A 19056-nucleotide genomic window follows, 5' to 3' on the forward strand; every position below is an offset into this window, starting at 1 on the left:
CGGGTCGATGATCAGTCATACCGCCCCTCCGCTCGCCACTCGCCCTCTTCGACCACCAGGAGCCACGCGCCCCCCTCGGCATCCACCACCTGGAACCGATGCGCTTTGCGAGCGCGCAATGCGTCCCACCCCCGCTCACTGATCGGCCATGGGCCCGCCCACTCGCGGATGCGGCGTCGCTGCCCCGCGGTCTCGAGGACGGCGGGTGGAGCACTCACGACATCGCGCTCCCCGACAGTGACCGGAGCCCCCGCGATGTCGGTGACTTCCACCAGGCGTGGTTCGGGGTACACGGTGGCGGGCAGGGGGTCGGGGAGACTGCCGGGCCACGGCCGTGTCCGCACCTTCTCGGCGACCACACGATCACCCCACGGTACGAGCACCTGGCGCTCGGCGAGCCAGCGACCACCGCCGATCGTCGGGGTCACGACCCCGCGGTGACCGAGTATGGCCTGCACCCGAGAAAGGGCATGGTGTACGCGTTCGTCGGGTCCGGCCCCGAACAGTCCCTTGGCGTGGTGCGCCGCGACATCGACGGCCTCGGGCTCGATGTGGACACCCGCGACACCGCTGCAGAAGATTCCCTGTGCGTCTTCGGCGAGCTGCCAGCGCACACGGTCGACCACCCCCGCAGCGTCGAACGAACCGGGATGCAGCCATACGCGCTCACTGCGCTCGCCCCGTTCTCCCGTGAGCACGACCCGTAGCTCCGTACAGACGAGGTCGTGCGCGCCGAGCTGGGCGATGAACTCTTCGGCGGCCACGCGCATGCCGAACGCGATCTGGTCGGCGAGCTCGAGCGGTGGTTCGAACGCGACGTCGCGGTGCAGCTCGGGCGGGGGCGTACGCGGCTGGACCGGTTGGGAATCGAGTCCCCCGGCGAGCGCGTGCAGACGCACTCCCCTCTCGCCGAATCGCTCTCGTACTCGCTCGACCTGGAGCGCGGCCAACTGGCCCAGGGTATGCACGCCCAACCGCGCCAACAGGCTCCCGAACTCGTCGTCTTCGAGGGTCGCGATCGAGAGGGGCGCGAGGAAGGCTCCGGCCGCACCGGGCTCGACGATACGGACGGGATCATCCACAGCCGCCGAACGTGCCGCCTGCTCAGCGGTGAACACCCCGTCGGCGACGCTCGCGCGCACGCCCCCGAACCCGTCGTCATCGAGCAGCCGGACCAGCACGCGAGCTGCCTCGAGTTCCCCGCCGTAGTACCGCGCCGGACCCCGCGCCCGGAGAGCACAGAGTCCGGGGCGCACGACCTGCACCCCGGGAGCGCGCTCCTCGACCCGGGCGACGACCGGGGCGAATGCGCGTACGTCCCGTACCGGGTCGGCCGGCACCACCTGCAGCCCCGGGCACAACGCCTGCGCGTCTCGGCGTTTCTGCCCGCGTCGCACGCCCTGCGCCCGAGCCGCCCACGAGCACGCGACGACGACGTTATGGGCGAACACCGCCACCGCGGCATCCGGTCGAGGAGGACTCACGGCCTCGCGCACGAACGCCGTGATGGGCCAGTCGGGGAACCACAGCACGAGGCTGCGCGTAGGAGCGTGCATCAGCCCACTGCCCGTACGGGAACAGCATCGCGGTCACGCGAAACCAGACGCTCGGCCGGGGAGCCCAGCAACTCGATCGACCCGTCGGCCGCGGGCAGCAGCATGCGGGCGCGGCGGGGATTCGGCGAACGGCGGCTGGTCACCGATACGGTCAGCTCACGACCGGCCAAATACCCATGCCCCTGGCCGATCCCCGACCATCGGGGATCGGCGACGTCGATCACGGCCTCGACCTGGGGCCAGGCCCCCTGCACGAGCAGCACCGAACCGCGATCGCGCAGGCGCGCGGCCAACCGCGTGGCCTCGGCGCCCCCGCGCGCGGCCGCCGCTCCCGAGGGTGGGCGTACGGCCACCACGGGAAGCACCTCGGTAATCGTCGCCGTCACGGCCAACCACCGGGGGCCCGGATCGGGGATGAAAACGAGACGATCGAGATCGAGACCGTACTTCTCAGCGGCCTCGGCACCGAGCTCGGGCATGCCGATCACCCCGCACCACGCCCCGTCTTGGGAGGGACGGGCCATGAGCGCCAGCAGAAGAGAGGCCGAACGTGCCAGGGCGTATGCGGACCCCGACCGCAGCCCCCCACCGGGCAGCAGTGCGGAGAACGCCGGGTGCGTCGGCAGGACGGGGGCGTCCATGCGCCGCCCCTGCATGCGCTCGAGGCGATCACGAAGCGCAGGGATGTCGGGTACGGCCTGTACCTGGTCTCTCACGATCGCCCTCACTCCCACAGGTTAGAACATCTGTTCGATGACCTCAATCCCTGTGTGTCGAAGATACGATCGACCTCCGACATTGCGCAGAAGCTCCGATCGAATGATCGAACGAGCACGCCGATCCCCCGGCATCCGGCCGAGAACGGCCCCCGCACGCATGTCTGCTTCAGACCAGATCGACCGTCGCGGCGATCCGCGCAAACCCTCCCTGCTGCAGCACGAGGGCGGTGTTCGCCATGAGCTCGGCGGCAGGACGGGTGACGGTTCCGAGCCCCGCGATCTCTGCACTCAGGTCGAAGGTGCGCGTGGCATCCAGCACCACCGTCACGTCGTAGCCGAGGTTTCCGGCCATGCGCGCGGTCGTCTCGACGCACATATTCGTCTGGATGCCGCAGATCACCAGTTCTCGGATGCCGTGCTCACGCAGCCACGCGTGCAGATCGGGATCGCCGTAGAACGCCGAATTGACGTTCTTCGACACGAGGAGATCCGCCGGAACGTCGGCGACCGCCTCGACGAGGGCGTTGCCCTCACCGTCCGGGTGAAGAGGAGAGCCAGGGGACGCAGACTCGTGCCGCACGACGACGATCGGCTCCTCCGCACGCTGCCACGCATCGATCAGGGCGACGACGTTGCGTTCGCAATCGGGGTTGGCCGTCGGCCCCCAGAAGGCGAGGTCGTCGAATCCCCTCTGCATATCGATCACGAGAAGAGCACGAGTCATACCCCTCATCCCACCACACGCCCCCCACAAGAGCGGTGGATGCCGAACTCAGGCCGCCAGTGCCAGATACGGCTCCCAGAGCGGGTCGCTCTTGTCCACGCCGCGCACGGTCCACGACGAGCCCCGCGGAGGTGCGGGCACGAGCCGCAACTCCCAGCGCATCTCCTGCGGGGTACGATCGCCCTTCACGTTGTTGCAGAGCAGGCAGCAGGCCACGAGGTTCTCCCACGTGTCTTTACCACCGCGGGAGCGGGGAAGCACGTGATCGATCGTCGACGCGGCCTTGCCGCAATATCCGCACCGGTGCGCGTCGCGGCGCAGAACTCCACGGCGGGTGACCGGAACCTGGCGGGCGCCCGGAACCCGCACGTAACGCGTCAGGATGATCACCGCCGGGCGATCGTAGGTTCCGCGGGCAGCCCAGACCGGGTCTTCGTCGACGCTCTCGACGACGGTGGCCTTGTCGTTCATGACGAGCACGAGGGCTCGTTTGAATGACACGACCGCGAGGGGCTCGTAGCCCGCATTCAGCACCAGTGTGCGCATTTCTCGTCCTCTCGAATGGCCGAGACGGCTTCTCGGATGTTCGACTCGCGACGACGGCAGGCGCGAAAGGGTATGAAAAAGGCGCTGTCTAGACAGACAGCGCCTGAGAGGTCGCGGCGAAGCCACGGCATCCGATCACACGATGCCGAAGAACGAGCAGCCCGAGCGCATCCATGGTGCGGATGCGCTGACTGGTGTTCATCGGCATGTCCCTTCGGTTCTTCCGACGTCGGTGACAGGCTAACCCACTGCGACACGCCCGGGGTCGGCCGAGGGGGGAAACAGAAAGCGGCGTGTCGGAGAACGATGTCCCCGGCACGCCGCCTCGAGAGAAGAATCAGCCGGCGTTCTGCTGCAGCCAGGCGTAGGGATCGACCACCGAGCCGTTGATGTGCACCTCGAAGTGGAGGTGGTTGGCGGTCGAGCTGCCCGTCGATCCGACCAGGCCGATGAGCTGGCCGGGGGCGACGGTCTGGCCGGCCTGCACCTGACGGCTGCCGTAGGTCATGTGGCCGTACGTGGTCGACACCTTCTGGCCGTTGATCACGTGCTCGATCACGATCGCGACGCCGTATCCGCCGTAGCTCTCCTGCGAGACGCTGACGACTCCACCGGCGGCGGCGAAGATCGGTTGACCGCCGGGAGCGAGCAGGTCGACGCCCTGGTGATAGCCGGAGTCCCACAGACCGCGACCGAGTGTGTAGCTCGTGAGCGGCCAGCGCACCTCACCCGATCCGGGTGCGGTCATGTTCAGATCGATGGAGCTCACCGAGGTCGACGCCTTCGAGGCGTTGGCGGCGAGCTGGCGCGCGCGCTCGGCGGCGGCGGCAGCAGCGGCCTCTTGATCCTTCTTCTTCTGGATCTCATCGGCCGTGGTGGCCGAGTAGCTGCTGCGGTCGAGGGTTTCGGCGGCCGCGTCGGAGGCCACGACGAGCGACTGGTTGTCGGCGGCCGACATCTCTTGCAACGTCATGGTGTCGGCGGCAGGCATGGTCGCGGCGTAGGCGGGGATCGCGACGGTGGCGACGAGGCCCGCGACCATCGAGAGGATCACGGCGCTGCGCAGCGGTTTGCCGACGCGGCGCGACGACGAGGCGCCACGAGCGGGAGCGGTACGAGCGACCGGGGCGGTCGCGGGAGCCGCGGCCTGCAGGACGCGGCTCGTCGGTCGGGCGACCGCGGCGCGCGTGCTCTTGCGAGTGGGTCCCGTCGCGGCCCCTTCGGGTAGGTCCGCTGCGGGCTCGTTGTGTTCAGCCAAAGTTCCTCCGGCGCCTCTGCGTCTTCGGGGACGCTGGCTCGTCAGCACTCGAATGTGGGGCACGATGTGCGGGCTGGTCCCTGCGCGGACGACGAGCCGATGAGGCAAACCGCGAGGGGTCCGACGGCGGGCTTCTCGCCTGTGGACTTTCTGAGGCTACCCGAAGATAACGAACAAGTCACGCCTCGGTAACCGCTCCCAGGCGATGCCCGGCCGGACCTCTGCGGAAAACGGCCGGGCTCAGTCCTCGGCGACGAGGAAGATGTGAGAGGCCACCTCGACGGGCAGCTCGAGTCCCTCGTCGACGCCGTCCATCTGGACGAGGACGTACCCCTCGTTGAAGCGGTAGTCGCCACGAGCACCCGGGAGCACGCCCGCGGCCTTCAGCTGCTGCAGGAGTTCGGGATCGACCTGAGCGGGCTCGGCGAGCCGGCGCACCGTACCGGCGATGGGCCCACCCGCGTCGGTCAGCTTGCGCACCAGGCCGATCACACCGACGTCGAAGGTGGCACTCGCGGCGTCGCCCAGCTGATCGAGACCCGGGATCGGGTTTCCGTACGGCGATTCCGTGGGGTGGCCGAGCAGTTCGACGAGCCGGCGCTCCACCTGCTCGCTCATCACGTGCTCCCATCGGCAGGCCTCGTCGTGCACATAGGCCCAGTCGAGGCCGATGACGTCGCTCAGTAGGCGCTCGGCGAGCCGGTGCTTGCGCATGACATCGACGGCTTTCTGGCGGCCGGAGTCCGTCAGCTCGAGGCGGCGGTCTTCCGATACCACCACGAGACCATCGCGCTCCATGCGACCGACCGTCTGGGAGACGGTGGGTCCCGAGTGCCCCAGGCGCTCGGAGATGCGCGCGCGCAGCGGCACGATCCTCTCTTCTTCGAGCTCCAGAATCGTGCGCAGGTACATCTCGGTGGTGTCGATCAGATCGGTCATGCGGGTGTCCTCGATGTCGCGCGGCAAGTCCTCTCAGCCTACCGACCCTGTCCGACATGAGCGCGGGCGGCGTCCGGGGGTGACCCTAGAATCGGTGCCATGCCGCACGTGGAACTGCCCGCCGAACTCCTGCCCACCGACGGTCGCTTCGGGTGCGGCCCCTCCAAGGTGCGCGGTGCGCAGCTCGAGGCCCTCGTCACCCGCGGCGCGTCGATCCTCGGAACCTCGCACCGCCAGGCGCCGGTGAAGAACCTCGTCGCCAGCACGCGGGAGCGCCTGTCGCAGCTGTTCCGTCTGCCCGAGGGATACGAGATCCTCCTCGGCAACGGCGGATCGACCGCTTTCTGGGACGCCGCCGCGTTCGGACTCATCGAGAACCGCAGCCAGAACCTGGTCTTCGGCGAGTTCGGTGGCAAGTTCGCCGCGGCCGCCACCGCCCCGTGGCTTCAGGCACCGGATGTGCGCAAGGCCGAGCCCGGGACGCGCTCGTCCGCCGAGGCCGTCGCCGGCGTCGACGTCTACGCCTGGCCGCACAACGAGACCTCGACGGGCGTCGCCGCCCCGATCCGACGTATGGACGCGGATGCCGGCGCTCTCACGGTCATCGACGCGACCAGCGCTGCGGGAGGCATCGACGTCGATGTGTCGCAGGCGGACGTCTACTACTTCGCGCCCCAGAAGAACCTCGGCTCGGACGGCGGGCTCTGGTACGCCGCCGTCTCGCCGGCCGCGATCGAGCGGATCGAGCGGATCGCGGCATCCGACCGCTACATCCCGGAGTTCCTCAGCCTGAAGAACGCGCTCGACAACTCGCGTCTGCAGCAGACGCTGAACACCCCCGCTCTCGCGACGCTCCTGCTCCTCGACGATCAGCTCGGATGGATCCTCGACAACGGCGGCCTCTCCTGGGCCGGCGCCCGCACCGCCGAATCGTCCAGGGCCCTCTACGAGTGGGCCGACGCGAGCGCGGTGGCGAAGCCGTTCGTGAGCGATCCCGCCGACCGCTCTCCCGTCGTCGTCACCATCGACTTCGACGACCGCATCGATGCGGCGGCGATCGCCAAGAGCCTGCGCGCGAACGGCATCGTCGACACCGAGCCGTACCGCAAGCTCGGCCGCAACCAGCTTCGTGTGGCCACCTTCGTCTCGATCGAGCCCGAAGACGTGCGCCGTCTCATCGGGGCGATCGACTACACGATCGAGCGCCTGCCGCAAGCCTGATCCGCTCATGACGAAGGCCGTCCCGCCGAGGCGGGACGGCCTTCGTCATGAGCGGCAGTCAGTAGCTACGATCGCCCTCGTCGTCGTCAAAGTCGTCGTCATCCGAGTCGTCGTCATCCGAGTCGTCCTGGTCGTCGCTGCTCGCGGAGCCGCCGTCGAGCTCGTCGATGTCGACCCCGTCCAGATCGCCCGCGTGGAAGCGCGCCTTCGGCTCGTGCTCGTCGTCTTCGTCGTCCGACTCGTCGTCGACGTCCTCATCGAGGTCGTCGTCCTCGTCGTCCTCGTCGTCGTCGTCGACAGCCAGCGCGACCTGCGCCGCCTGATATTCCGCCAGACGGGTCGCCCACGGCACCCAGTCGGGAGCCAACAGCGCCCCGTCGCCGGGCAGGAGCTCGACCTCGAGCACGGTCGGCTCGGAGTCGTCCACCACGGCCACGCTGACCGTCCAGAACCAGCCCGGGTAGCCCGCGAGTCGGGTATGGAAGCGCAAAGAGACCGCGCCGTCCTCCTCGGCCGTGTATCCGGCCGCGGGGCCGACGGTGTCGGCCGGAGTGATCTCGTGCAGAGCCGCGAGCGCCAGGTCGTGAGCGCCGGTCAGGCGCTCATCGACGGGCTGCTCAGGCTTCGAAGTCATCGGCGACCTTGCGCAGGACCGCGGCGATCTTCTGCGCGTGAGGACCGTTCGGGTAGCGACCGCGTCGCAGATCCCCGCCGATGCCGTCGAGCAGCTTCACGAGGTCTTCGACGATGATCGCCATGTCGTCGGCGGGCTTGCGCGAGCGCTTCGACAGGCTCACGGGAGCATCGAGAACGCGAACCGAGAGCGCCTGCAGGCCGCGCTTTCCGTCGGCCACACCGAATTCGAGGCGCGTCCCGGCCTTCGGTCCGGGGGCTCCGGCGGGCAGGGCGGTGGCGTGCAGGAACACGTCCTGGCCGTCATCGGTGACGATGAAGCCGAAGCCCTTCTCGTCGTCGTAGAACCTGACCTTGCCGGTGGGCATGGACACCTCGCTGGATGAATGCGCGGAGAGCGCGGCGGAACACGGGACCCGAACGGATCCCGGTCTTCCAGCCTACGGCACCGCCGCCAGGCAGTAGGCTGAGCCCGATGAGCACCCGCACCTCCGGTGGCAGCACACCGGGCGACGACGTCCCCGTCCGCCGCATCGATCGCATTCTCGCGTTCATGTCGTTGGGCCTTCTCGCGCTGTCGATCGTGTGCTTCTTCGCCATCATCATCGGCTCGAGTTCCGGCGCCGACATGGGGACGGGCGTCTGGCCGGTCATCGGTCTGCTCGTCTACATCGCTCCTCCGGTGGCCTTCGCGTGCCTGCTCGCCGTGCTCATCATGAGCTTCATCCGTAGGGCCAAGGCCAACAAGGCCTGATGACGTGCCCGAGGCCTCCGCACAACGCGCACTGGCGGTCTCGCTGAGCGCGCGCAGCGACACCGATCTCGCCCGCCTCTTCGCCGAACGCCACATCTCGCCCTCGAGCACCTGGCGCGACATGTTCGACGCGGCCGAAGCGCTCCTCGATCCGACGTCCGTGGCGCGCGGACTCCCCGCTCTGGGTCGCGACGAAGCCGTCGCCCTGCTCGACGCCGCCGACGGCCGTGCGACGACCGGCGATATCCGCGAGCGTCTGGCTTCCCGTGCTCTCGTCGGAGACGACGGATTCCCCTTCCCCACCGTGATCGACGCGGCGCGCGACATCCTGCCCTCGGGCATCCCGGATGCCGCGGCTCCGCATCGTACCCGGGCGACGCCCGAGAGCACCGGCGCCGCCTCCGAAGCGGTGTTCACCAACGCCGCCTCCCTCGCCGACATCCTCATGCAAACGCTCGATGCTCCGCTCGGACGCATCGGATCGGGGTCGCTGGGTGCCGCCGAGAGACGACGTCTCGTCGAGGCCGGAGCCGTGACCACCGCCGCCGAAGCCGACCTTCTCGTCGGGCTCGCGGCCGAGGTGGGCCTGCTCGGGACGAATGAGCGCGCATGGCTCGTGTCTCCCGCCGGGCGCGAGTGGCTCCGCCTGCCGACACTCGAGCGCTGGCAGCGCACCGCCGAGGCCCTCCGCGACGCTCTCCCCGCCGCCTACCGCTCCCCCGACGGCGGGTGGATCCCCACCGAGCAGTGGCGTTCTGCGACGCCGTTCGACCCCGAGGGTCCCGAGCGTGCCGACCTGTGGATCAAGCGTCTGGTCCGCTGGGGGCTGCTCGACGCCGCCGGTCACTCGACGCCGTGGGCGACCCCGCTGGCCGAGGGCGGAGACGTCGACACCTCGTCGCTGCGCGAGCTCCTGCCGCCGGAAGTCGACCGCGTGTACCTGCAGAACGACCTCACGGCGATCGCCCCGGGCCCGCTCGCCCCGCACCTCGACGTACGCCTGCGTTCGATGGCCGCGCGCGAGTCCCGCGCCCAGGCGTCGAGCTATCGCTTCAGCGCCGCGACGATCGGCGCCGCGATCACCGCGGGAGAGACGGCCGACAGCCTTCGCGAGTTCCTCACCGGGATCTCGCTCACCGGACTCCCGCAGCCGCTCGCATACGTGATCGAGCGCACCGCCGCCGAACACGGTCGCGTGCGCGTCATCACCGACGCCGATTCTCACCTCACCCGGGTCCTGACCGACGATGAGACGCTCCTGCGCTCGATGGAGGTCGACCAGTCGCTGCGCTCGATCGCCCTCACCCGCACCGACGACGAGCTCGTCTCGCACGTCGCAGCAGACGTCGTCTTCTGGGCGCTCACCGACGCCCATTACCCCGCGGTGGCGGTTGACGCCGCGGGACGCCCCCGCGCTCTTGAGCGTGCCAAGCTGGCTGCCCCCGAGGCTCGGACCACGGCCCCCTTGGACGCCTACGACGGCCTCATCGAGCGGCTGCGCACAGGTGCGGGAGACTCGGATGCCGCATGGCTCGAGCGCGAACTCGATCAGGCGGTCCGCGCGCGCTCGATCATCGACGTCACGGTCCGCCTCCCCGACGGCTCGGCCCGGGTCTTCCGCCTCGAGGCCACCGGCCTCGGCGGCGGACGCCTGCGCGGTCGAGACCGCGCAGCGGACGTCGAGCGCACTCTCCCCCTGTCTCACATCGACGGCGTCGCACCCGTCGACTGACGGCCGCGCACGCCCCGCCCTTCCCGACCCCGGTAGACTCGAACGTTATGGCTGACGGCCCCCTTATCGTGCAAAGCGACCGCACCGTGCTCCTCGAGGTCGCGCACCCTCACGCAGAGACGGCGCGCCACGAACTGGCGGTCTTCGCCGAGCTCGAGCGCGCACCGGAGCACATCCACACCTACCGCATCACCCGTTTGGGGCTGTGGAACGCGCGCGCGGCCGGCCACGACGCCGAGTCCATGCTCGACACCCTCGACCGGTGGTCGCGCTTCCCGGTGCCGGCGTCGGTCAGCACCGACATCCGCGAGTCGGTCAACCGCTACGGGCGCCTTGTCATCGAGCGCAACGACGAGGGTGAGCTCGTGCTGCGCTCGACCGATGCCGCGGTACTCAGCGAGGTGTCGCGCAACAAGCGCATCTCCCCGCTTCTCATCGGTCGCCCGAGCCCCGACAGCTTTCTCATCGACGCCTGGGCGCGCGGGCACATCAAGCAGGAGCTGTTGAAGATCGGCTGGCCCGCGGAGGATCTCGCCGGCTACACGCCGGGGACGCCGCACCCGATCGACCTCGCCGAGGACGGCTGGAGCCTCCGCCCCTACCAACGCCAGGCGGTCGAGTCGTTCTCCGAGGGCGGCTCCGGCGTCGTGGTCCTGCCCTGTGGAGCGGGTAAGACGCTGGTCGGCGCCGGCGCCATGGCCGACACGCGCACCACGACGCTCATCCTCGTCACCAACACCGTCAGCGCGCGCCAGTGGCGCGACGAGCTGCTGCGCCGCACGAGCCTCACGCCCGAGGAGATCGGCGAGTACTCCGGCCAGGTCAAAGAGATCAAGCCGGTCACCATCGCGACGTACCAGATCCTCACCGCGAAGCGGAAAGGCCAGTACGCCCATCTCGCCCTGCTCGACGCTCTCGACTGGGGCCTCGTGCTGTACGACGAGGTCCACCTGCTCCCCGCTCCGGTGTTCAAGCTCACGGCCGACCTGCAAGCGCGCCGCCGCCTCGGTCTCACCGCGACGCTCGTGCGCGAAGACGGTCGAGAGGGCGATGTCTTCAGCCTGATCGGTCCGAAGCGCTTCGACGCGCCGTGGAAAGAGATCGAGGCCCAGGGTTTCATCTCGCCCGCTGCCTGCTACGAGGTGCGTATCGACCTTCCGGCCGATGAGCGACTCGAATACGCCGCGGCCGCCGACGAGGATCGCTACCGTCTCGCCGCCACCGCCCCCGCGAAGATCGAGGTCGCCCGGCGCTTGGTCGAACGGCATCCGGGCGAGAGGGTGCTGATCATCGGGCAGTATCTCGATCAGATCGACGAGCTCGCCGAAGCGCTGAACGCGCCGCAGATCACGGGCGCCACGCCGATCCCCGAGCGCGAGGAGCTCTTCCAGGGCTTCCGCGACGGGAGCATTCCGCTACTGGTCGTCTCCAAGGTCGCGAATTTCTCGGTGGACCTGCCCGAAGCCTCGGTCGCGATCCAGGTGTCGGGTTCGTTCGGCTCGCGCCAGGAGGAGGCGCAGCGTCTCGGCCGCCTCCTTCGACCGAAGCAGTCGAACCACACCGCGAGCTTCTACACGCTCATCGCGCGTGACACCGTCGACCAGGATTTCGCCCAGAATCGTCAGCGATTCCTGGCCGAGCAGGGGTACGCCTACACCATCCTGGATGCCGACGGAATCGACGCACAGGCCGCCTGACGCATACCAGCACACGGCTTTCCGTTCCATATCCAGCACATTGCTGGGTCAGATCACGATAATGAGGGCATGACAGCTCCTCGCATCCTCGTCGTGGACGACGAACCCAACATCCGCGACCTGCTCATCACGAGCCTGCGTTTCGCCGGGTTCCAGGTGCGAGCCGTGGCCAACGGCGCGCAGACGATCTCGGCCGTGCTCGAAGAGGAACCCGACCTCATCGTGCTCGACGTGATGCTTCCCGACATGAACGGGTTCAGCGTCACCAAACGTTTGCGCGGCGCGGGCTACACCGCTCCGATCCTCTTCCTCACCGCCAAAGACGAGACCGAAGACAAGATCATGGGGCTCAACGCCGGTGGCGACGACTACGTCACCAAGCCGTTCAGCCTCGATGAGATCGTCGCCCGCATCCAAGCCATCCTGCGCCGTACGATGCAGGCGGATGAAGAGTCGATCATCCGCACCGGCGAATTGACGATGGATCAGGACACGCACGACGTCAGCGTCGGTGACGTGTCGATCGACCTGAGCCCGACCGAATTCAAGCTCCTGCGCTATCTCATGCTGAATCCCAACCGCGTGCTCTCGAAGGCGCAGATCCTCGATCACGTATGGGAGTACGACTTCAACGGCGACGCCGGGATCGTCGAAAGCTACATCTCGTACCTGCGCCGCAAGATCGATCCGCACTCCTCGGAGCCGCTCATCCAGACCAAGCGCGGCTTCGGCTACATGCTGAAGTCGGGCAAGACCGCCTGAGCGGGGGTCCGCTCCTGTCGCACTCCGACGACTTGCTCACGCGCTGGTGGCGCGGGCTGAGCCTGCGCACCAAAGTCACCGGCGTGACTGTCGCGCTCCTCGCCATCGGGTTGTTCACCGCGGGTATCGGAACCATGGTGTTCTTGCGCACCACCCTGGTGAACAACCTCGACGAGCAACTCGCGCAGCAGGCCGCCGGAAGCATCGCGAACAGCATTTTCACCACCGCCCCCGGCGACGGCCGCGTCGTGTTCTCGCAGGTCGACAATGCCCCGCAGATCGGGTCGATGGTCGTCGTGTACGGTCCCGACGGTCAGCGCGAGGCGTTCTACAACGGAACATCGACGACGGCTCTGCCCGAGATCCCGCCCACCTTCACGGTGGAGCAGACGTACAGCCAGATCGACCGCCGTATCGAGCTCGAATCACCCCAATCCGGCCAACACTTCCTCGCTCGCGTGGGCGTTCTGCAGGTGCCCGGGAACCCCGGCGTCTACACCCAGATGGTGATCCAGCCGCTGGCCCCCACCGACCGGATCGTCGCCGCCTACATCGGTATCTACGCCTTCGTGGCGCTGCTGATCCTCATCGCGACGGCGTTGCTGACCCGGTGGCTCGTCACCCTGGCGTTCCGCAACCTGCGACAGGTCGAGACGACGGCCATGGACATCGCAGCCGGCGATTTCAGTCAGCGGCTGACCGATATCGTCCCCGACACCGAGGTGGGCCGGCTCAAGACCGCCATCAACGCGATGCTCGCGCGCATCGACGGAGCCCTCGGACAACGGGATGCCACCGTACGGCAGATGCGGCGCTTCATCGGCGACGCCAGCCACGAGTTGCGCACGCCCCTCGTCACCATGCGCGGCTATGCGGAGCTGTACCGCATGGGTGCCATCCGCTCCGACGAGGACGTCGCGCAGTCCATGGAGCGCATCGAGAAGGAAGCGATCCGGATGGGCGCGCTCGTCGAGGACCTTCTCGCCCTCGCCCGCCTCGACGAGCGCCGCGACGTCACGATCATCGCCCTCGATCTGCGTCCGATCGCTCGTGACGCCGCGCTCGACCTGCGCGTGACGTCGCCACAGCGCGAAGTCACGGTCGACGACACCACCTCCCGCGACGAGCTGATCCTGCCCACGATCACTCTCGACCCCCTCCTGGACGCGGGGGGAAAGCCCGCGAGCGGGAACGGCCGCCGGCGTACCGCCCCCACGACGTCGGCGATGGCGATCGCGGGCGCCACCCTTTCACGGCTCCGCCGCCGATCGAGAGACGGGGCGGAGCTCGCGGCATCCACTCCTCCGGACGGAACACCGACTGCACCCATCGGGGTGGTCCGCACCGTACCGCGCCTCACCCCCGTCGTCATGGGCGACGAGAACAAGGTGCGTCAGGTCGTTGCGAACCTGCTCGGCAACGCGCGTCGGTTCACCGCCGAGGACTCCCCCATCGGCCTGCGCGTCGGTGTCGACGCCGAGACCGACATGGGATGGATCGAGATCATCGACCATGGCGAGGGCGTGCCGGAACAGATCCGCGAGCAGATCTTCCAGCGCTTCTGGCGCGCTGACACCTCGCGCACCCGAGAGACCGGCGGCTCGGGCCTCGGCCTGTCGATCGTGGCATCCATCGTCGACCTGCTGCACGGCACGGTGGATGTACGCGACACCCCCGGGGGTGGAGCGACCTTCCGGGTCTCCCTCCCCCTCGCTGATCGCCGCGACGCGCAGGAACACGCTCTCATCGAGACCCAGCCCCTCGAGCGGCTCCCCGAGAACTACCGGCCCGAGAACGGCGCCTGACGCGTTCCGCCGTCGTCGATGGTGTGCACCGGCCGCACGCTCCCCGCTCGAACGCGCGCCCCGAGTATGTCCCGATGAAATCGGACCGCGTCCCAAAAACGGCTGGCTGACACCACCCCAGGCAGCCAGAAATGGGACACGGCGCACCCTCCCCCTACCAACGAAGAACGCCCCCTCCCGAGGGAGGGGGCGTTCTCAGTCGTCAGCGTGGATCAGAAGTCCATGCCACCGGTCGGGTCGCCCGCGGGAGCGGGGTTCTTCTCCGGCTTGTCGGCGACGACGACCTCGGTCGTGAGGAACAGGCCGGCGATCGACGCAGCGTTCTGCAGAGCCGAGCGGGTCACCTTGGCCGGGTCGATGATGCCCTGTGCGAACAGGTCACCGTACTCGCCGGTCGCAGCGTTCAGCCCGTGGCCCACGGGGAGCTCGGCGACCTTGTTCGCGACGACACCGGGCTCGAGACCGGCGTTGAGCGCGATCTGCTTGAGCGGAGCCTCGATAGCGACGCGGACGATGTTCGCACCGGTCGCCTCGTCGCCCGTGAGCTCGAGGTTGACGAGGGCGTTCTTGCCGGCCTGGATGAGCGCGACGCCACCACCGGCGACGACACCCTCTTCCACGGCGGCCTTGGCGTTGCGCACGGCGTCTTCGATGCGGTGCTTGCGCTCCTTGAGCTCGACCTCGGTCGCGGCTCCGGCCTTGATGACGGCGACGCCACCAGCGAGCTTCGCGAGCCGCTCCTGGAGCTTCTCGCGGTCGTAGTCGCTGTCGGTGTTCTCGATCTCGCGGCGGATCTGGGTCACGCGACCCTCGATCAGCTCGGACTCACCGGCACCCTCGACGATGGTGGTCTCGTCCTTGGTGATGATGACCTTGCGTGCACGGCCGAGGAGGTCGACGGTCGCGTTCTCGAGCTTGAGGCCCACCTCTTCGGTGATGACCTGGCCGCCGGTGAGGATCGCGATGTCCTGCAGCTGCGCCTTGCGACGGTCGCCGAACCCGGGAGCCTTGACGGCGACCGACTTGAAGATGCCGCGGATCTTGTTCAGCACCAGGGTCGCGAGAGCTTCGCCCTCGACGTCTTCGGCGATGATGAGGAGTTCCTTGCCCTCCTGGATCACCTTGTCGACGATCGGCAGAAGGTCCTTGATGTTGGAGATCTTCTGGTTGGCGATCAGGATGTACGGGTCTTCGAAGACCGCTTCCTGACGCTCGGGGTCGGTGACGAAGTAGGGGTTGATGTACCCCTTGTCGAAGCGCATGCCCTCGGTGAGCTCGAGCTCGGTGCCGAAGGTGTTCGACTCCTCGACGGTGACGACGCCCTCCTTGCCCACCTTGTCGATGGCCTCGGCGATGAGCTCGCCGATCGCGGGGTCGGCGGCGGAGATCGACGCGGTCGCGGCGATCTGCTCCTTCGACTCGACCTCCTTGGCGGAGGCGAGAAGCTCGTCGGTGACGGCCTTGACGGCCTTCTCGATGCCCTTCTTGAGCGAGATGGGGTCGGCGCCGGCGGCGACGTTGCGCAGGCCCTCGCGCACGAGCGCCTGGGCGAGGACGGTGGCGGTGGTGGTGCCGTCACCCGCGACGTCGTCGGTCTTCTTCGCGACCTCCTTGACCAGCTCAGCGCCGATCTTCTCGTACGGGTCGTCGAGCTCGATCTCCTTGGCGATCGAGACACCGTCGTTCGTGATCGTGGGTGCGCCCCACTTCTTCTCGAGCACGACGTTGCGACCGCGGGGGCCCAGGGTCACCTTGACGGCGTCGGCGAGAGTGTTGAGGCCGCGCTCGAGACCGCGCCGGGCCTCTTCGTCGAAAGCGATGATCTTTGCCATAAGTGTGTCGTCCCTCCCGGACGGGTGACTTGCAGATTTTGGCACTCGACGAAAGCGAGTGCTAATTCATTCTGGCACTCGCCCCTAGGGAGTGCAAGCCACGCGCCGTCCCGGAAACAGCGAACGCCGTGGCATCCGGAACTCGGATGCCACGGCGTTCGGATCAGCGCTCAGGCCAGTCGCACGGACTCCGCCTGAGGGCCCTTCTGACCGGTGCCGACGGTGAATTCGACGGCCTGCCCCTCCTCGAGGACACGGAAACCCGACATCTCGATGCTCGAGTAGTGGACGAAGACGTCCTGCCCGTCATCGACGGTGATGAAGCCGAAACCCTTCTCGGCGTTGAACCATTTGACAGTGCCCTGCGTCATGCGAATCTCCTGTTGCTGAACGACGAGGTCATCGTAAGCACGAGCGATGCCGCGGAATCGGGGTTCCGGAGCATTGTTGACGCGCGTGCATCCAAGTTGTTACGACGCGGAAACACGCGCCCCTCGCGGTGTCAGGACGAGGGGGAGGAGGAAGGCTGGCCGGCAGCGCGGTCGAGCCCGATCACGACGATCAGGCGCTTGACGTCGCTCTCATCAGCCGGGGTGTTCGGGTCGTCGGTCGGCTGCAGGAAATCGCTCTGCGCGATCTGCGCCCCGCCGATGGTCTGCGCCAGCCCCTCGGCCGCGGCCTCGTCGCTCTCGAGGCGGTAGTAGATCGTGGTGTCGGCGAAGTCGGTGCTGTCGGAGGTGCCCGTCTCGACGTTGTCTCCGCTCCAGCCCGCGGCCACGATCTGGTCACGGACCGAGGCCGCGAGCCCGCTGTCGGAGGTGCCGTTGAGCACGACGACCGAGTACGAGGTGTCGACGACGGCCGGGATGGTCGGTTCGGCCGAGACGGTCGGGCTGGGCGCGGTGTCGGCGCCGAGCGAGATGCGACCCGAGACGACGAGTGTCGCGAAGATGCCGGCGATGATCAACAGCAGAGTGGCGATGGCCGCCCAGAGGAACACGATCCATCCGCGCAGCCGCGGTTTCTCGGCACGGTGAGCGCCGACGCGACCGGATTCGGCCGGGAGGTCGTCGAAGCGATCCCGAGGGAAGGTCGATCTGGCCATTGGACGATGCTATCGGTCGCGTCGAGGCGAGCCTGTCAGCGGACCGCCGCCCGACCGAGGCGAGCGCGGTGCTGGGCCGTCGCGTCGTCGCGGCGACGTCGCAAGCGGCGGACGAGCATGGGGTCGTGGGCGAGAGCCTCGGGGGTGTCGATGAGACGGCCGAGCAATTGGTAGTACCGGGCGGGCGTCAGAGAGAACTCGGCGCGGATCGCCTCTTCCTTCGCTCCCGCGTGACGGCGCCATTCCCCCTCGAAGGCGAGGAAGGCGAGGTCACGGTCCGACAGAGGCACGCCGCCACGCTACTGCGCCGTCGGTCCCGATCCCGGATGCCACGCCACCCACGCCCCGAGCGGGTCGACCTCCGCCCGCACCTCGCCGTCGAGGGCGAGGGCGAAGCCGCCCCGCGCGGGCTCGGGTCGACGCGTCCATCCGTCGTGCAGGCCGGGCGCGTCGAGGGTGATCCACCTGCCCGCCGCCTGGGCTGCCGCGATCACCGCGGTCCGGTGCACGCGCGGCACGTGAGCGAGGACGCCGGGAGTGGTCACGACCAGCGTCGCTCCTGCCGGAGCCCGTGCGGCGAGCGCGGGAAGGGCCTGCGCGCCGTCGCCCGCGACGAGGATCGGCGGATCGGCCGCCACGATGTCGAGTGCCGCCTCGATGCGTTCGAGGCGGCCCTCCTCCCCCGGCCAGACGAGGCCGGTGAGCCACTTACGATCTTCGGAACGCCGGGCGTCGAGGGGACTGAGATCGATCCCCGCACGCCAGACGATCTCCGGCATCCGCAGGTCGGGGTGCCCCTCGAGATCGCTGTCGAGGACGACGGAACTGCGACCGTCGACGGGATCGACCGCGATGACCTCGCCGCCGCGGTGATAGCGGTACGAGTACCGGTCGGGGTACAGGCAGAGCCCCGCGCTCGCCCCTACCTCCAGCAGGGCGATCGGCCCCTCGATCGCCGCCAACGCCGGGAGCAGGGCTGCGCACCGGAGCGGCTCGTTGGTCTGCACGCTGCGTCGGCCGCACTCCTCGACGATCGCGTCGGCGTGAGCCACGACCCATGACGCCCACTCGTCGACGTCGTCGAGCGGCGCCCCCAGAAGACGCATCACCGCGAAGACCAGCGGTGGCTGACGGCGTGTGTCGGGGATGCCCGCGAGGGCGGCCGCGACGGCGGCATCGTCGGCGACGCGCCCCGCCCAGGCTCCGTACACCACCGAACGTCCCGGTGCCTCGTCGCGGGCGAAACGTCGATAGCGGTCGGCGACGGTGGTCGCGGCATCCGGAGTCACCCGGGAGATTATGCCGTCACGACCTGACCGCCGCTGGGCGCGAGAGAATAGAGACGAAGAAGGAGAGTGAATATGACCTACGCCGTCGACAAGTCCGACGACCAGTGGCGCGCTGAGCTCAGCCCCGAGCAGTACGCGGTGCTCCGCCAGGCGGGTACCGAGCGCGCCTGGACCGGTGAGCTGCTCGACGAGAGCCGTGCCGGCCTCTACACGTGTGCGGCGTGCAATGCCGAACTGTTCCAGAGCGGCACCAAGTTCGACTCGCACTGCGGGTGGCCGAGCTTCTACGAGTCGGTCCGCCCCGAGGCGGTCGAGCTCATCGAAGACAACAGCCACGGCATGCAGCGCACCGAGGTCCGCTGCGCCAACTGCGGTTCGCACCTGGGACACGTCTTCCCCGACGGTTTCGGCACGCCCACCGGCGACCGGTACTGCATGAACTCGCTCTCGCTCAACTTCACCCCCGAAGACAAAGCGTGAGCGC

Annotated in this window: 20 protein-coding genes; 7 read left to right on the plus strand and 13 right to left on the minus strand. The window is 68.6% G+C overall.

Annotation, left to right across the window (positions count from 1 at the left end):
• Positions 1 to 11: 11 nt before the first annotated feature.
• The 6 genes from DEU35_RS06845 to DEU35_RS06870 form a co-directional block, all read right to left on the minus strand.
• Positions 12 to 1556 carry a DNA polymerase Y family protein gene (locus tag DEU35_RS06845; RefSeq protein WP_116239040.1) on the minus strand — a complete coding sequence of 515 codons (1545 nt, stop codon included), beginning with the start codon at positions 1554 to 1556 and terminating at the stop codon, positions 12 to 14.
• A complete protein-coding gene (locus DEU35_RS06850) occupies positions 1556 to 2272 on the minus strand; it encodes a hypothetical protein (protein WP_103206456.1) in 717 nt (238 codons plus the stop codon). Before DEU35_RS06850 ends, DEU35_RS06845 begins: the two co-directional genes overlap by 1 nt.
• A 169-nt stretch (positions 2273 to 2441) precedes the next feature.
• Positions 2442 to 2999 (minus strand): cysteine hydrolase family protein, encoded by a 558-nt coding sequence (locus DEU35_RS06855; protein ID WP_116239041.1) that lies wholly within the window; start codon positions 2997 to 2999, stop codon positions 2442 to 2444.
• A gap of 48 nt (positions 3000 to 3047) precedes the next feature.
• A complete protein-coding gene (locus DEU35_RS06860; protein ID WP_103206252.1) occupies positions 3048 to 3545 on the minus strand; it encodes an HNH endonuclease in 498 nt (165 codons plus the stop codon).
• A gap of 337 nt (positions 3546 to 3882) precedes the next feature.
• Positions 3883 to 4803 carry a M23 family metallopeptidase gene (locus tag DEU35_RS06865; protein WP_258027844.1) on the minus strand — a complete coding sequence of 307 codons (921 nt, stop codon included), beginning with the start codon at positions 4801 to 4803 and terminating at the stop codon, positions 3883 to 3885.
• A 240-nt stretch (positions 4804 to 5043) separates the two neighbouring features.
• Entirely contained in the window at positions 5044 to 5742 is a 699-nt protein-coding gene (locus DEU35_RS06870; RefSeq protein WP_103206454.1) for a metal-dependent transcriptional regulator, read from the minus strand.
• 99 nt (positions 5743 to 5841) lie between these two features.
• Between DEU35_RS06870 and serC the strand changes: the two genes are divergently transcribed.
• Positions 5842 to 6963, plus strand: coding sequence for a phosphoserine transaminase (gene serC / locus DEU35_RS06875; RefSeq protein ID WP_116239042.1), 1122 nt, complete (start codon positions 5842 to 5844; stop codon positions 6961 to 6963).
• Positions 6964 to 7021: 58 nt separating this feature from the next.
• Here the strand turns inward: serC and DEU35_RS06880 are convergent, their stop codons facing one another.
• On the minus strand, positions 7022 to 7597 hold the full coding sequence (locus DEU35_RS06880) for a DUF3027 domain-containing protein (RefSeq protein WP_116239043.1): 576 nt from the start codon (positions 7595 to 7597) through the stop codon (positions 7022 to 7024).
• Positions 7581 to 7964 (minus strand): cold-shock protein, encoded by a 384-nt coding sequence (locus DEU35_RS06885; protein WP_056229171.1) that lies wholly within the window; start codon positions 7962 to 7964, stop codon positions 7581 to 7583. Before DEU35_RS06885 ends, DEU35_RS06880 begins: the two co-directional genes overlap by 17 nt.
• 107 nt (positions 7965 to 8071) lie before the next feature.
• On the opposite strand from DEU35_RS06885, the gene DEU35_RS06890 reads away from it, so the two are divergent.
• The 5 genes from DEU35_RS06890 (at position 8072) to DEU35_RS06910 (ending at position 14346) form a co-directional block, all read left to right on the plus strand.
• A complete protein-coding gene (locus tag DEU35_RS06890; protein ID WP_103206249.1) occupies positions 8072 to 8350 on the plus strand; it encodes a multidrug ABC transporter ATPase in 279 nt (92 codons plus the stop codon).
• Between the two features lie 4 nt (positions 8351 to 8354).
• The gene (locus DEU35_RS06895) at positions 8355 to 10082 is read left to right on the plus strand and encodes a helicase-associated domain-containing protein (protein WP_181904594.1); all 1728 of its coding nucleotides are present in this window, start codon (positions 8355 to 8357) and stop codon (positions 10080 to 10082) included.
• A gap of 47 nt (positions 10083 to 10129) precedes the next feature.
• Positions 10130 to 11779: a DNA repair helicase XPB gene (locus tag DEU35_RS06900; RefSeq protein ID WP_103206248.1), complete on the plus strand. Its 1650-nt coding sequence runs from the start codon at positions 10130 to 10132 to the stop codon at positions 11777 to 11779.
• A 69-nt stretch (positions 11780 to 11848) separates the two neighbouring features.
• The gene (locus DEU35_RS06905) at positions 11849 to 12541 is read left to right on the plus strand and encodes a response regulator transcription factor (RefSeq protein WP_055838218.1); all 693 of its coding nucleotides are present in this window, start codon (positions 11849 to 11851) and stop codon (positions 12539 to 12541) included.
• Positions 12542 to 12675: 134 nt separating this feature from the next.
• Positions 12676 to 14346, plus strand: coding sequence for a HAMP domain-containing sensor histidine kinase (locus DEU35_RS06910; protein ID WP_181904617.1), 1671 nt, complete (start codon positions 12676 to 12678; stop codon positions 14344 to 14346).
• Positions 14347 to 14558: 212 nt separating this feature from the next.
• On the opposite strand, the gene groL is transcribed toward DEU35_RS06910, so the two are convergent.
• The 5 genes from groL to DEU35_RS06935 form a co-directional block, all read right to left on the minus strand.
• Positions 14559 to 16178, minus strand: coding sequence for a chaperonin GroEL (groL, locus tag DEU35_RS06915; RefSeq protein ID WP_103206247.1), 1620 nt, complete (start codon positions 16176 to 16178; stop codon positions 14559 to 14561).
• A 170-nt stretch (positions 16179 to 16348) separates the two neighbouring features.
• Positions 16349 to 16549: a cold-shock protein gene (locus DEU35_RS06920; protein WP_056229192.1), complete on the minus strand. Its 201-nt coding sequence runs from the start codon at positions 16547 to 16549 to the stop codon at positions 16349 to 16351.
• Positions 16550 to 16680: 131 nt separating this feature from the next.
• A complete protein-coding gene (locus tag DEU35_RS06925; protein ID WP_116239044.1) occupies positions 16681 to 17283 on the minus strand; it encodes a LytR C-terminal domain-containing protein in 603 nt (200 codons plus the stop codon).
• Between the two features lie 35 nt (positions 17284 to 17318).
• Positions 17319 to 17573, minus strand: coding sequence for a DUF3263 domain-containing protein (locus DEU35_RS06930; protein ID WP_103206245.1), 255 nt, complete (start codon positions 17571 to 17573; stop codon positions 17319 to 17321).
• A 9-nt stretch (positions 17574 to 17582) separates the two neighbouring features.
• On the minus strand, positions 17583 to 18572 hold the full coding sequence (locus tag DEU35_RS06935; RefSeq protein ID WP_116239045.1) for a DUF2332 family protein: 990 nt from the start codon (positions 18570 to 18572) through the stop codon (positions 17583 to 17585).
• A gap of 72 nt (positions 18573 to 18644) precedes the next feature.
• Here DEU35_RS06935 and msrB point away from each other — a divergent pair, with 72 nt between their 5' ends.
• Positions 18645 to 19052, plus strand: a complete 408-nt coding sequence (msrB, locus tag DEU35_RS06940) for a peptide-methionine (R)-S-oxide reductase MsrB (RefSeq protein ID WP_103206243.1) — start codon at positions 18645 to 18647, stop codon at positions 19050 to 19052.
• The last annotated feature ends 4 nt before the right edge of the window (positions 19053 to 19056 follow it).

The sequence above is a fragment of the Microbacterium sp. AG157 genome (assembly GCF_003385695.1).
GTDB classification, from domain to species: domain Bacteria; phylum Actinomycetota; class Actinomycetes; order Actinomycetales; family Microbacteriaceae; genus Microbacterium; species Microbacterium testaceum.

Bases quoted from the DNA above. Each gene is read 5' to 3' on its own strand.
- DEU35_RS06845 (WP_116239040.1), bottom strand. From the start codon at position 1,556: ATGCACGCTCCTACGCGCAGCCTCGTGCTGTGGTTCCCCGACTGGCCC.
- DEU35_RS06855 (WP_116239041.1), bottom strand. From the start codon at position 2,999: ATGACTCGTGCTCTTCTCGTGATCGATATGCAGAGGGGATTCGACGAC.
- DEU35_RS06860 (WP_103206252.1), bottom strand. From the start codon at position 3,545: ATGCGCACACTGGTGCTGAATGCGGGCTACGAGCCCCTCGCGGTCGTG.
- DEU35_RS06870 (WP_103206454.1), bottom strand. From the start codon at position 5,742: ATGACCGATCTGATCGACACCACCGAGATGTACCTGCGCACGATTCTG.
- serC (WP_116239042.1), top strand. From the start codon at position 5,842: ATGCCGCACGTGGAACTGCCCGCCGAACTCCTGCCCACCGACGGTCGC.
- DEU35_RS06880 (WP_116239043.1), bottom strand. From the start codon at position 7,597: ATGACTTCGAAGCCTGAGCAGCCCGTCGATGAGCGCCTGACCGGCGCT.
- DEU35_RS06885 (WP_056229171.1), bottom strand. From the start codon at position 7,964: ATGCCCACCGGCAAGGTCAGGTTCTACGACGACGAGAAGGGCTTCGGC.
- DEU35_RS06890 (WP_103206249.1), top strand. From the start codon at position 8,072: ATGAGCACCCGCACCTCCGGTGGCAGCACACCGGGCGACGACGTCCCC.
- DEU35_RS06900 (WP_103206248.1), top strand. From the start codon at position 10,130: ATGGCTGACGGCCCCCTTATCGTGCAAAGCGACCGCACCGTGCTCCTC.
- DEU35_RS06905 (WP_055838218.1), top strand. From the start codon at position 11,849: ATGACAGCTCCTCGCATCCTCGTCGTGGACGACGAACCCAACATCCGC.
- DEU35_RS06910 (WP_181904617.1), top strand. From the start codon at position 12,676: ATGGTGTTCTTGCGCACCACCCTGGTGAACAACCTCGACGAGCAACTC.
- groL (WP_103206247.1), bottom strand. From the start codon at position 16,178: ATGGCAAAGATCATCGCTTTCGACGAAGAGGCCCGGCGCGGTCTCGAG.
- DEU35_RS06920 (WP_056229192.1), bottom strand. From the start codon at position 16,549: ATGACGCAGGGCACTGTCAAATGGTTCAACGCCGAGAAGGGTTTCGGC.
- DEU35_RS06925 (WP_116239044.1), bottom strand. From the start codon at position 17,283: ATGGCCAGATCGACCTTCCCTCGGGATCGCTTCGACGACCTCCCGGCC.
- msrB (WP_103206243.1), top strand. From the start codon at position 18,645: ATGACCTACGCCGTCGACAAGTCCGACGACCAGTGGCGCGCTGAGCTC.